This window comes from Caballeronia sp. LZ065, assembly GCF_031450975.1.
Lineage (GTDB): Bacteria > Pseudomonadota > Gammaproteobacteria > Burkholderiales > Burkholderiaceae > Caballeronia.
The window spans coordinates 26,909-39,617 of sequence record NZ_JARUXV010000004.1; the positions used below are offsets into that span (position 1 = coordinate 26,909).

Consider the following 12,709-nt stretch of genomic DNA (forward strand, 5'->3'; position numbering starts at 1 on the left):
GAGCGAAGACCGGCGCAGTGCTAACAGACCGACGCGAATGCGGGAAGTCGATCGAAGCACAGGCGAACCACAAACCATCAAAGGCGCCCTAAATCCTACGGGTATCCCATAAGAGCACAGGCAAACGCCCTCAACAGCGACACCAAAGAACCTTGCTCCATGAAGCAACACACTGTCACGTAAAAGACCGGCGCTGGGACAGCGCTTTCCAAACGATTACAACGAAAACGAGGCCTGTCTTCAATTGGCACAAAAATTGAGACAGCATGCCGACCAAGCCCCACGCCCCATATCAGGAAGCTGAAGAAAAAAGCGACCCATCATGGAGCGCGGAGGCCACGAGCCACCCTCCCGCCCCGCACTGCGCGGCGAGCGCAAGATCGTCCCGATGGCGAACCCCGCCCGCACCGATCACAACGCGCTCCCCGGCAAGCGCGCGCACGGCGCTGAACGTGTCGAGATCCACCCCGGCCTCCGCGCCTACGTGATCGAGCGTCATCACGATCACCCGCCCCGGCCACCAAGTGCTCTCGCCTCGCTCAGCACCAAGCGCCCCAAGCGCTCGCCCACCGCGATAGTCGAGCGACAGGACCGGCTCGAACCCGCACGCCGACGCTTCAGCAAATGCGCCCTGATCGAGCAGCGTCTCCGTGCCGAACACCGGCACGATCGCCGCCCGCGATGACGCCCGCGAAAGCCCCGCGATCCGCTCGACGCAAGCCCGCATCGGCGCACACGCCGTGAAGCCGGCATCGAGCCAGATCTCGGCTCCGCCGCCCAGCGCGTTGCAGAGTTCGGCCAGCACCGCTTCATGCGCGCCGCGCTGCATGATCGCGCCAAGATCGGCGACATACAGCACGGCAGCGCCCGTAACCGCAAGCAACGCACGAGCAACCGCCACCGGTTCGCTCGTCGCGCACAAGGAGGACTGAATCGGCCGGTAACGCGAACGCTCGCCGCGCACCGCACGCACCACCTGACCGTCGAGCAGATCGAGAACGGGTATCACCTGCATGGATGGCTTTCCTTTGATCAAGATCTTCGTATTCGAGTATCTCACCGGCGGCGGCATCGATCCGGACGTGGCTGGCGCCCCAAGCCTCGCCGATCTCTCCGCACTCATCGTCGAAGGCCGCGTCATGCGCGATGCACTCGCCGCCGACCTCCACGCGCTCCCCGGCATCGCGGTGACCGTCGCAGGCTCGCGCTTCGAGTCCGGTGCCGACGCCGAAAACCACGTCCGTGCCCAGCCCGGCGAACCGCTCACGCGCTTCGTCGCCCGCATGGCCCGCGAGCATGACTATGCCTGCATCGTTGCTCCCGAGTGCGACGGCCTCTTGCTCAAGCTCCACGACGCCGTCGGACAGGCCCGCTGGCTCGGCTGCGCCAAGGAAGCCATCCGCACCGCCTCCAGCAAGAGCGCCACCGCCGCCTGGCTCGCCACGCGCGGCATGCCCGTCACGCCCGCGCTCGAACCCGACGTCGCCGCCCCCGCCCCCGGACGCCGCTGGGTCGTCAAGCCCGACGACGGCGCCGGCGGCCTCGACACCCGCGTCTACGACGATCTCGCCGCCGCCCGCGCCGAATACGTAGCCCGCGTCGAAGCAGGACGCACGCCCGTGTTGCAGGAATGGATCGAAGGCGAACCGCTCAGCCTCTCCCTGATCTGTCGCGACCGGCTCGCGCGGCTCGTCAGCATCAACCGGCAACGCATCGGACTGTCCGAACCGGCAAGCCCCGAACGGCGCGAACGCATCGTGCAGTTCGACGGCGTCGATGTCGATCGCATCGACCGCCACGGTCCGCAAGGACGCGCGCTCGAACGGCTCGCGCTGCGCGTGGCCGAGGCGCTTCCCGGTCTGCGCGGCTTCGTCGGCATCGACGTGGTATGGCATCCGGAACGCGGGCCGGTCGTCATCGAGGTGAATCCACGGCCGACCGTCGCCTATGCCGAACTGAGCCGGCGCGGCGGCAGGAATCTCGCGGCCGAACTGCTGGCCGCGCATCGCGTGCCCGGCTTCGACGGCGAAGCGCACGCACTGCGCGCAGTCGGAGGCGCGTCATGAGGGCATCGGCTTCCGGCGACGCACCGGTGTTCGGCTGGGACGTAGGCGGCGCGCACGTCAAGGTGTCGCTGGCCAACCGCAAGGGCGTGCTCGTCGATGTCGCCCAATGGGCCTGCCCGTTGTGGCAGGGCCTCGCGCATCTGGAACGCGCAATCGACGGCGTGTTCGAACGCTGGCCCGCCGCCGGCGATGCGTCCGCGCGCCACGCCGTCACGATGACCGGCGAAATGGTCGATCTGTTCGCCGACCGCGCCGAAGGCGTGTGCACACTCAGCCGCACCCTCGCGCAACGGCTCGGGCCGCGCACGCTGTTCTTCGCGGGCGGCGGCGAGCACGGCGGGTGGCTCGCGCGCTCGGCCTGCGCAAAAGGCTGGCGCAAGGTGGCATCGGCGAACTGGCTCGCGACCGCGCGCTGGGCCGCCACCCGCATGCGCGATGCGGTGCTGATCGATATCGGCAGCACGACCACCGACATCATTCCAATCATCGGCGGCGAAGTGCGGGCGCGCGGCGCGAACGACGCCGAACGGCTGGTCAGCGGCGAGCTGGTCTATCAGGGCGTCGTGCGCACACCCTTGTGCGGCGTGGCACAGCGCATCGCGTTTCGCGGCGAGACGAGCGGCGTGATGAACGAATGGTTCGCCACGACGGCCGATGTCTATCGCCTCACCGGCGAACTCTGGGCCGCGCACGACCAGCATCCGAGCGCCGACAACGGACCCAAGACCGAAGCCGCCAGCCGCGCGCGCATCGCACGGATGATCGGCCGCGATGCCGCGGAAGCATCCGATGCCGAATGGAAGCGCTTCGCGCAGACCTGGCGGCAGGAACAGTTGCGCACGCTGGCCGCCGGTCTTGCGCAAGTCATTGCACGCGACGCCGCACTGGCGACGGCGCCCATCATCGGCGCGGGTTGTGGGCGCTTTCTCGCGGCGGCGCTGGCGCGCCAGGAAGCGCGCGGTTACGTGGATTTCGCGCGGCTCGCGGGCGTCGCCGATGACGACGCAACGCGCGTCGAATGGGTCGCGACCTGTGCGCCGAGCGTCGCGGTGGCGCTGCTCGCCTCGCTGGCGACGACGCCCATGGAAGGCGCGCGGGACAACGGAACAGAGCCATCGCACGATGCGTCGTCGCGCGCGGCGTGATAGTTTGAGAAACATAGCGAGTTGAAGACGCGGTATTCAACCGGGTGCGTGGCCCGGCGGCATCATCGAACGAGGACAGGAAACTATGTGGGTGGTGAAGATCGGGGGGAGCCTCAGTCACGACCCGGCGCTGCGCGAATGGCTGACGCGGCTATGGGAAGTGGGCGGCGGGCGCGTCGTGATCGTGCCGGGCGGCGGCGATTTCGCGGACGCGGTGCGGCAATATCAGAGCGAATGGCAGTTCGACGATCTCGCCGCCCATAACATGTGTCTGCTGGCGATGGCGCAGTACGCGATCCTGATGCAGGGCGTCGTACCGGAACTCGTGCTGGCGTCGAACGAGAGCCGCATCCGGCGCGCGCTGCGCGATGGCCGCGTGGCCGTCTGGGTGCCCACCGACCTGATGCGCACGACGCCCGACAAGATGACCAACTGGGACGTGACGTCGGACAGCCTCGCCGCGTGGCTCTCCACCTCGCTGAATGCGGAGCGCCTGATGATCGTGAAGTCGTGCGAGGTGGAAGCGCATGCATCGCTGGAAGCGCTCGCCGCCGATGGCGTCGTGGACCGGCGCTTTCCCGCTTATGTGCGCGACGCGAATTATGTGGTCGAGATCCTGGGGAAAGGCGATCTCGCCGTCATGCGCGACCGCTTGCTCAACGTGACGGTGTGACACGCAGCCACCCGCCGTCTCGAGTGTTTCATACGGTCACGCTCTCGCCGTGCAGCGCGCGCGCCCACCGCTCGACCCTGCGCGGATCAAGCGTGCCGGCGCGTCCGTCGCGCTCGTCGCACAACGCGCCGCGAAAGCCCGCGATATCCGGCGCAAGCAGGCGAATGGTGTGGAGGTCGCGCCAGCCGAGCGAACCCGCCACCGCGCTCATCGCGCCGCGCGCGCGGACATCGGCGATACAGGCGGCCAAGGTCTGCACGTCGACGCAATCGAACAGCGTGCGGCCATTCTTGCCCGCCGTATCGAAGACGATGCCGACAAACCCCAGCTGCGCCGCGAGCGCCGCCAGCGCGCGATCCACGCCGTCATCCGACAGCAGCACCGGCACCACCGCGGCCGGCAGACTCGCAAGATGCCGCAGGCATCGCTCCGCGCCCGCGCCGGGCGAGATGCCCACCTTCACGTAATCGACGCCCGCCGCAGCGACCTCGAGCACGCGTCCAGTGATCTCGTCGAGCGCATGATTGGGCCAGTCGCCGATGGTCGCGCTGATCGGCCGCACCGGATACCGCGCCCGCAACGCGATGACGATCCGTGCAATATCGCCCGTCGCGACGCCGCCCAGCGCGCCCGCACGCGGTTCCTTCAAGTCGATCAGTTCGGCGCCGGCGTGCGCGGCATCGAAGGCTTCATCCGCCGAGCGGACGCTCGCGAGCAATGCGGTCATCGTTTGAACACTCCAATGGGAAGACAGATCAGGTCAACGCCTTCGCGCGATGCGCATCGACGGCGAGCAGCAGCCAGTGCCATGCTTCGCGCTCGGCATCGCCAGCGGTCTTGTCGATGGCAATGCGCAGGTACGCAAGTTCGCTGTTCACCTTGTCGGCCGGCAGCATGAAGAGCCGGCTGACGAGTATCGCGCCTTCGACTACCGCGGCTTGTGCGCGGTTGAAGCCCGGAAACGGTGCATGCGTTGCGCGATGTACGCAGGCCATGCGCAGCGTCGGACGCGTGTCGTCGTCATCGATCGCGGCGAGGCGCAACTCGGTATGGGCAAGCGTCGTCGCGAGCCGTACGCTCGGCACCGTGTCGGCGGGCACCGTCGGCCAGTCGCGCTTGTGGCCTGTCACGCAGCCGGCGAACACCCGCACGTCGTTCGTCAAATTGAGCACCGCGCTCTGCGTCGCGATGACGTTGTCGAGCGTCGCGGAGGGACGGAAGGGCGCAAGGATTGCGAAGCCGTCTTCGAAGCGCACGCCCATCGGCGCAATGTGGGGCCGGCCCTCGCGGTCTGCGGTCGTGACGACGGTTTCGTAAATCATGACGGGCGGCGTGCAGATTCGGGACCGCACGAAGGGACCGCATCGCTTCGACGCGGCGTCGTGCGGGTGCTTCCACCTTTAGCGGGTGGCAATGTACATCGTGATTTCAAAGCCAAAACGCATATCGGTGAAGCTGGGCGTAGTCCATTGCATGAGCGTTCCTCCAGATGGGTGAGTGAAAGCCTCGGATACCGCTTCAATGAATTGCCAGTGCGGACGAATCCGCCCGACGGCCGGGAGGTGGCCGGCTTTGAAGCGTTGCAAGCGTCATGCCAGTGATCCGGCGCGGCGCACGGTCGGTCCATTCGGTGAACGCGCACATCGACTGTGACAGAACCAGAACAAAGTGTTCCATCACCCGTTCAGGAGCGCATCAGGGCAAACACCCAATAAGGCATCGCTTAAGGTCCTGCAAGCAAATCGTGAATTCCTTTCGCTGCGGCCAATGCTTACTCTGCATTCACAGCAGGGCAGTCATCAAGCGCACGTCCCTCTCATCTCACTGTCGAGGAAACGGAATGAACGACTTCAACAAGGCCGCCGTCGAGGCGGCGCGCAATCCGTCCGATCCGCGCTCGCGCTATGCGGCCGGCGTCATGAAGTATCGCGAGATGGGCTACTGGCAGCCCGACTACACGCCGAAGGACACCGACGTGATCGCGCTGTTCCGCATCACGCCGCAAGCGGGCGTCGAGCCCGAGGAAGCGGCGGCGGCAGTAGCGGGGGAATCGTCGACGGCAACCTGGACCGTCGTCTGGACCGACCGCCTCACCGCGTGCGACATGTATCGCGCCAAGGCGTATCGCGTCGAGCCCGTGCCCAGCATGCGCGCCGACGAACCGCAATACTTCGCGTACATCGCCTATGACCTCGATCTCTTCGAGGAAGGCTCGGTCGCGAACCTGACCGCGTCGATCATCGGCAACGTGTTCGGCTTCAAGCCGCTCAAGGCGCTGCGTCTCGAAGACATGCGCATCCCGGTGGCGTATCTGAAGACCTTCCAGGGGCCGCCGACCGGCATCGTCGTCGAGCGCGAACGGCTCGACAAGTATGGCCGCCCGTTGCTCGGCGCGACCGTCAAGCCGAAGCTCGGGCTCTCGGGCAAGAACTATGGCCGCGTCGTTTATGAAGGGCTGAAGGGCGGTCTCGACTTTCTCAAGGATGACGAGAACATCAATTCGCAGGCATTCATGCACTGGCGCGACCGCTATCTGTTCGCGATGGAGGCCGTGAACCGCGCGCAGGCCGAAACCGGCGAGATGAAAGGCCACTATCTGAACGTGACCGCCGGCACCATGGAAGACATGTACGAGCGCGCCGAATTCGCGAAGGAACTGGGCTCGTGCATCGTGATGATCGATCTCGTGATCGGCTGGACCGCGATCCAGTCGATGTCGAAGTGGGCGCGCCGCAACGACATGATCCTGCATCTGCATCGCGCCGGACACGGCACTTATACGCGGCAGCGCAATCACGGCATCTCGTTCCGCGTGATCGCGAAATGGCTGCGCATGGCGGGCGTGGATCACGCGCATGCGGGCACGGCGGTCGGCAAGCTCGAAGGCGATCCCTTGTCCGTGCAGGGCTACTACAACGTGTGCCGCGACGCGCGCAACGAGCCGGACCTCGCGCGCGGCGTGTTCTTCGATCAACCCTGGGCCGGCTTGCGCAAGGTGATGCCGGTGGCGTCGGGCGGCATTCACGCCGGGCAGATGCATCAGCTGCTCGACCTGTTCGGCGACGACTGCATCCTGCAATTCGGCGGCGGCACGATCGGGCATCCGCAAGGCATCCGGGCCGGCGCAACGGCGAACCGCGTCGCGCTCGAAGCGATGGTCAAGGCCCGCAACGAAGGACGCGACATCGCCCACGAGGGGCCGGACATTCTCGAGGCCGCCGCGCGCACCTGTACGCCGCTCCAGCAGGCGCTCGATACCTGGCGCGACGTGACCTTCAACTATGCATCGACGGATACGCCGGACTTCGCCGTGACGGCGACCGCCGCGGCCTGAGTCTGCCCACCCGCATCGAGGAACCGACATGAAGATCACACAAGGCACGTTTTCATTCCTGCCGCCGCTGACCGACGAGGAAATCGTCGCGCAGATCGGCTATGCGCTGGATCAGGGCTGGGCCTGCTCGGTCGAATACACCGATGATCCGCACCCGCGCAACACCTACTGGGAAATGTGGGGCCTGCCGATGTTCGACCTGCACGACGCCGCCGGCGTGCTGATGGAAGTGAACGCATGCCGCAAGACGTATCCGCGTCACTACATCAAGGTGAATGCGTTCGATTCGGTGCGCGGCTTCGAGACGATGCGGCTCTCGTTCATGGTGAATCGTCCGGAGGTGGAGCACGGCTTCCGCCTCGAACGTCAGGACGACCGCAGCCGCGTGCAGCGCTACGCGATCCGCACCTACGCCACCGACCGCCCCGCCGGCGAACGTTACTGATGAGGAGGCGACACCATGAGCGCCGAAGCCACGCTCGACGAAACCCAGGCGACGCACGCCGACCTGATGGCGCTGTACCGCGAATCGCGCATCGGCGAGGTGCTGGCGGAACTGGACCGCGACCTGATCGGGCTGGCGCCGGTCAAGACGCGCATCCGCGAGGTCGCCGCGCACCTGCTGGTGGAACGCGCCCGCGCGACGCTCGGCATCGCGTCGGGTGCGCCCACGCTGCACATGTGCTTCTCGGGCAATCCCGGCACCGGCAAGACCACCGTTGCGCTGCGCATGGCGCAGGTGCTGCACCGGCTCGGCTATATCCGGCGCAATCATCTCGTCTCGGTGACGCGCGACGATCTGGTCGGCCAGTACATCGGGCATACCGCGCCCAAAACGCGCGAAGTGCTCAAGCGTGCGATGGGCGGCGTGCTGTTCATCGACGAGGCCTACTACCTGTACCGGCCGGAGAACGAACGCGACTACGGGCAGGAGGCCATTGAGATCCTGCTCCAGACGATGGAGAACCAGCGCGACGATCTCGTCGTGATCCTTGCCGGATACGAAGCGCGCATGGAAACCTTCTTCCACAGCAATCCGGGTTTTCGGTCGCGCATCGCGCATCACCTCGTGTTTCCCGACTACGCGCCGGGCGAGTTGCTGCAGATTGCGGAGCACATGCTCGCCGACATGCACTACCGCTTCGACGACGACGCGCGCCGCGCCTTCGACGACTATCTCACGCGCCGCATCCGCCAGCCGAACTTCGCCAACGCGCGTTCGGTGCGCAACGCGCTGGACCGCGCGCGGCTGCGCCAGGCGAATCGTCTGTTCGCGGCGGCCGAGCGCGGCGCGTGCCATGCCGATGCCAACGCGCTGATGCAGCTCGACGCCAGCGACATTCGCGCGAGCCGCGTGTTTGCCGATTCGTGACCTACAAGGAGACTGCGCGATGCTGGATGGACGCACTACCTTATCGAAGTTCCTGATCGACACGCTCGATCGCCAGCCGGGTCCGGATGCGGCGAGCGGTCTGTCGGCGTTGCTGATCGATGTCGCGGCCTCGATCAAGACGATCGCGGCAGCGCTGACACGCGGCGCGCTGGGCGGGCAGCATGGCTCGGCGCAGTCGGTCAACACGCACGGCGAGGAACAGAAGAAGCTCGACCTCGTGACCAACGAGATCTTCCTGCAGCATTGCGAATGGGACGGCTTGCTGGCCGGCATGGTGTCCGAGGAAATGGACGGCGTGTACGCCATTCCGGAAACCTGGCCGCGTGGCGATTATCTGCTGGCCTTCGATCCGCTCGATGGCTCGTCGAACATCGACATCAACGGCGTGGTCGGATCCATCTTCTCGGTGCTGCGTCGCGATGGTGAAGGTGAGGGCGGCACGCGCGGCGCCGCCGATGCAGCCGCGTTCATGCGCCCGGGCCGCGAACAGGTTGCGGCGGGCTATGCGATCTACGGGCCATCAACGATGCTGGTGCTGTCCGTCGGCAACGGCACGCATGGCTTTACGCTCGAACGCGACGTCGGCAACTTCGTGCTCACGCATTCCGACATCCGCATTCCGGAAGACTCATGCGAGTTCGCGATCAATGCGTCGAACGAGCGCTTCTGGGAACCGCCCGTGCGCCGCTACGTGCAGGAGTGCAAGGACGGCCGCACCGGCTGCCGCGCGCAAGATTTCAACATGCGCTGGATTGCATCGATGGTCGCGGAAGTGCATCGCATCCTGATGCGCGGCGGCGTGTTCATGTATCCGCGCGACTTCAGGACGCCCGAGATGGAAGGCCGCCTGCGTTTGCTGTACGAGGCGAGCCCGATGAGCTTCCTGGTCGAGCAGGCGGGCGGCCTGTCGATCACCGGACGCGAGCGCCTTCTTGACGTGCAGCCGGGCGCGCTACATCAGCGCGTGCCGGTGATTCTGGGGTCGCGCCATGAAGTGGAGCGGATCCAGCGCTATCACGGCGAATACGATCGCGGCGAGGACAAGCCGTTCACGTCGCCGCTGTTCAACGAGCGCTCGCTGTTTTTGCCGGAGACGGAAGCCTGAAGCAGCGCTCGATACGACATCAACAACCAGGGAGACAGCGCATGTCAGTCAAGCATCCGATCGTCGCGGTGACGGGCTCGAGCGGCGCCGGCACCACCACCGTCATGAAGAGTTTCACGCATATTTTCAGGCGCGAAAAGATCAACGCGCAAGTTGTTGAAGGCGACGCGTTCCATCGCTATGACCGTCTCGGCATGCGCGAGGCCATGAAGCAGAGCGAGCGCGACGGACGCCTCAACTTCAGTCACTTCGGGCCGGAAGCGAATCTGCTGCGTGAGCTCGAAAGCCTCTTCGAAACTTACGGCACGAGCGGCGGCGGGCAGTTCCGTCATTACGTCCACGACGATGCCGAGGCCGCCCGCTTCAAGCAGGATGCGGGCACGTTCACGCCGTGGGAAGACGTCACGCCCGATACCGACCTGATGTTCTACGAAGGCCTGCATGGCGGGGCCGTCACGGACGAAGTGGACATCGCGCGTCATGCGGATCTGCTGGTGGGCGTGGTGCCCATCATCAATCTCGAATGGATCCAGAAACTGCATCGCGACCAGACGATGCGCGGCTATTCGCACGAAGCTGTGGTCGATACCATCCTGCGCCGCATGCCCGATTACGTGAACTACATCTGCCCGCAGTTCTCGCATACGCATGTGAACTTCCAGCGCGTGCCGACGGTGGACACATCGAATCCGTTCACCGCGCGCGAGATTCCGCAACCCGACGAGAGCTTTGTCGTGATCCGCTTCGCGAAGCCGCGCGGCATCGACTTTCCTTATCTGCTGACCATGCTGCACGACTCGTTCATGTCGCGGCCGAATGTGATCGTCGTGCCTGGCGGCAAGATGGGACTCGCGATGCAGCTGATCTTCACGCCGATGATCCTGCAGTTGCGTGACCGTCGCGCCCGCGCCTGAGCAGCCCGTTTTCCCATTGCATCAAGGAGGCATCCATGAATGCCGTTGCTGAAGCTTTGCCCTCTCGCCAGCGCTCGCCCGAGGTCCGCCAGATGGCCAACGCGCTGCGCATGCTCGCCGTCGATGCGGTCCAGCAGGCAAACTCGGGTCATCCCGGCATGCCGATGGGCATGGCCGAGATCGCGGTCGCGCTGTGGACGCGTCATCTGAAACTCAATCCGCTGGACCCTGACTGGCCCGACCGCGACCGCTTCGTGCTCTCGAACGGACATGGCTCGATGCTGCTCTACGGGCTGCTGCATCTGAGCGGCTATGACGTGTCCATCGACGACATCCGGCGCTTCCGGCAACTGGGCAGCAAGACGCCCGGCCATCCGGAAGCGGGCGTGACACCCGGCGTGGAAACGACGACTGGGCCGCTCGGGCAGGGACTGGCAAACGCGGTCGGCATGGCGCTCGCCGAAACTCTGCTCGCGCGTGAGTTCAACCGGCGGGGGCATGAGATCGTCGATCATCGTACTTACGTGTTCGTCGGCGACGGTTGCCTGATGGAAGGCGTGTCGCATGAGGCGGCGTCGCTGGCGGGCACGCTGCGGCTTGCGAAGCTCACTGTGCTCTATGACGACAACGGCATTTCCATCGACGGTCATGTGGAAGGCTGGTTCGCCGACGACACGCCGAAGCGCTTCGAGGCGTATGGCTGGAACGTCGTCAAGCGTGTGGACGGGCACGATGCCGACGCGGTCGCACAGGCGTTGCAGGACGCGCGCGACTCGGACCGGCCGACGCTGATCTGCTGCAAGACCGTGATCGGCCGGGGCGCCCCGACCATGGCCGGCACGCATGAGGTACACGGCGCGCCGCTTGGCGCGGAAGAGGCCGAAGCCACGCGCCGCGCGCTGGGCTGGGCGCATGGGCCGTTCGAGATTCCGTCGGCGGTGCGCGCGCTGTGGGACGCGCGCGAGGCGGGCGCGGCGGCGCAGGACGACTGGAAGCGGCGTTTCGAGGGCTATCGCCGGGCGTTTCCGGACGAAGCCGCCGAGTTTGAGCGGCGGGCGCGCGGCGCGCTCCCCGCGAACTGGCGCGATACGGCGCATGCGCTGGTGCGCGAGGCGGACCGCGCGCGCCAGACCGTGGCGACCCGCAAGGCATCGCAACTGGCCATCGACGGTCTGGCGGGCGCATTGCCGGAGTTGCTCGGCGGTTCCGCCGACCTGACCGGCTCGAATCTCACGCGCTGGAAGGGCGCGGTCGACATGACGGCGGCGTCCGGCCAGGCCAACTACATTCACTTCGGCGTGCGCGAGTTCGGCATGAGCGCGGTGTTGAACGGCGTGGCGTTGCATCGCGGACATCTGCCGTTCGGCGGCACGTTCCTGACGTTTTCGGATTACGCGCGCAATGCGCTGCGCATGGCCGCGCTGATGAAAACGCGCACGGTGTTCGTCTTCACCCACGATTCGATCGGGCTGGGCGAGGATGGTCCGACTCATCAGCCAGTCGAACATGCGGCGACGTTGCGCATGATTCCGGGACTCGACGTGTGGCGTCCGTGCGATACCGTCGAGACGATGCAGGCATGGATCAGCGCGGTCGAACGCGACCGGCCGTCGTGTCTGCTGCTGTCGCGGCAGAACCTGCCGTTCGTGCCGCGCGACGAGGCGCAGATAGATGCAATCGAGCGCGGCGGCTACGTGCTGGCCGACTGGCCGGCCACCAGTGAACGCGATGCGCGCCGCGTCGTGCTCATCGCCACTGGCTCGGAAGTGGCGCTGGCGCTGGAAGCGGTCGAGCCGCTCAGGAAGCAGGGCATTCTCGCGCGCGTCGTGTCGATGCCTTCGACCACCGTCTTCGACCGCCAGTGCAATGCGTGGCGCGAGCGCGTGTTGCCCGAAGGCGTGCCGCGCGTCGCGATCGAGGCGGGCGTGACCGCATTCTGGCGGCAGTACGTGGGACTGAATGGCGGCGTGGTCGGCATCGACCGGTTTGGGGAATCCGCGCCGGCAAGCGAATTGTTCGCGCACTTCGGCGTGACCACGGATGCGCTCGTCGAGGAAGCGCGCCGCGTGGCGGCTTGAG

13 protein-coding genes are annotated in these 12,709 nt (G+C 66.2%); 9 read left to right on the forward strand and 4 right to left on the reverse strand.

The features are described 5' to 3' along the window. Positions 1–292 precede the first annotated feature (292 nt). Positions 293–1,015, reverse strand: a complete 723-nt coding sequence (locus tag QCE63_RS26855; RefSeq protein ID WP_309837416.1) for a HisA/HisF-related TIM barrel protein — start codon at positions 1,013–1,015, stop codon at positions 293–295. 13 nt (positions 1,016–1,028) lie between these two features. Between QCE63_RS26855 and QCE63_RS26860 the strand changes: the two genes are divergently transcribed. The 3 genes from QCE63_RS26860 to QCE63_RS26870 all read left to right on the forward strand — a co-directional run bounded on the left by QCE63_RS26860 (position 1,029) and on the right by QCE63_RS26870 (position 3,884). Further along, positions 1,029–2,066, forward strand: a complete 1,038-nt coding sequence (locus tag QCE63_RS26860) for an ATP-grasp domain-containing protein (RefSeq protein WP_309837417.1) — start codon at positions 1,029–1,031, stop codon at positions 2,064–2,066. Continuing rightward, positions 2,063–3,211 (forward strand): hydantoinase/oxoprolinase family protein, encoded by a 1,149-nt coding sequence (locus QCE63_RS26865; RefSeq protein ID WP_309837418.1) that lies wholly within the window; start codon positions 2,063–2,065, stop codon positions 3,209–3,211. The genes QCE63_RS26860 and QCE63_RS26865 overlap by 4 nt, the downstream gene beginning before the upstream one ends. Before the next feature lie 85 nt (positions 3,212–3,296). Beyond that, positions 3,297–3,884 (forward strand): aspartate kinase, encoded by a 588-nt coding sequence (locus QCE63_RS26870; protein ID WP_309837419.1) that lies wholly within the window; start codon positions 3,297–3,299, stop codon positions 3,882–3,884. A 28-nt stretch (positions 3,885–3,912) separates the two neighbouring features. On the opposite strand, the gene QCE63_RS26875 is transcribed toward QCE63_RS26870, so the two are convergent. The 3 genes from QCE63_RS26875 to pqqA form a co-directional block, all read right to left on the reverse strand. Further along, positions 3,913–4,611, reverse strand: a complete 699-nt coding sequence (locus tag QCE63_RS26875) for a (5-formylfuran-3-yl)methyl phosphate synthase (protein ID WP_309837420.1) — start codon at positions 4,609–4,611, stop codon at positions 3,913–3,915. A gap of 28 nt (positions 4,612–4,639) precedes the next feature. Beyond that, complete coding sequence (locus QCE63_RS26880; protein ID WP_309837422.1) at positions 4,640–5,206, reverse strand: DUF447 domain-containing protein; 567 nt, start codon at positions 5,204–5,206, stop codon at positions 4,640–4,642. Between the two features lie 78 nt (positions 5,207–5,284). Continuing rightward, positions 5,285–5,359, reverse strand: coding sequence for a pyrroloquinoline quinone precursor peptide PqqA (gene pqqA / locus QCE63_RS26885; protein WP_008354335.1), 75 nt, complete (start codon positions 5,357–5,359; stop codon positions 5,285–5,287). A 365-nt stretch (positions 5,360–5,724) separates the two neighbouring features. On the opposite strand from pqqA, the gene QCE63_RS26890 reads away from it, so the two are divergent. From QCE63_RS26890 to tkt, 6 genes are read left to right on the forward strand one after another with little or no spacing between them, the layout of a single operon-like run. Then, the gene (locus QCE63_RS26890; protein ID WP_309837424.1) at positions 5,725–7,218 is read left to right on the forward strand and encodes a form I ribulose bisphosphate carboxylase large subunit; all 1,494 of its coding nucleotides are present in this window, start codon (positions 5,725–5,727) and stop codon (positions 7,216–7,218) included. A 28-nt stretch (positions 7,219–7,246) separates the two neighbouring features. After that, the gene (locus QCE63_RS26895; protein ID WP_309837426.1) at positions 7,247–7,663 is read left to right on the forward strand and encodes a ribulose bisphosphate carboxylase small subunit; all 417 of its coding nucleotides are present in this window, start codon (positions 7,247–7,249) and stop codon (positions 7,661–7,663) included. Between the two features lie 15 nt (positions 7,664–7,678). Then, complete coding sequence (gene cbbX, locus QCE63_RS26900; RefSeq protein ID WP_309837428.1) at positions 7,679–8,590, forward strand: CbbX protein; 912 nt, start codon at positions 7,679–7,681, stop codon at positions 8,588–8,590. A 19-nt stretch (positions 8,591–8,609) separates the two neighbouring features. Continuing rightward, entirely contained in the window at positions 8,610–9,716 is a 1,107-nt protein-coding gene (locus QCE63_RS26905) for a class 1 fructose-bisphosphatase (RefSeq protein ID WP_309837429.1), read from the forward strand. A 41-nt stretch (positions 9,717–9,757) separates the two neighbouring features. Then, positions 9,758–10,630, forward strand: a complete 873-nt coding sequence (locus QCE63_RS26910) for a phosphoribulokinase (protein ID WP_309837430.1) — start codon at positions 9,758–9,760, stop codon at positions 10,628–10,630. A 35-nt stretch (positions 10,631–10,665) separates the two neighbouring features. Continuing rightward, positions 10,666–12,708, forward strand: coding sequence for a transketolase (gene tkt / locus QCE63_RS26915; RefSeq protein ID WP_309837431.1), 2,043 nt, complete (start codon positions 10,666–10,668; stop codon positions 12,706–12,708). Position 12,709 lies beyond the last annotated feature (1 nt).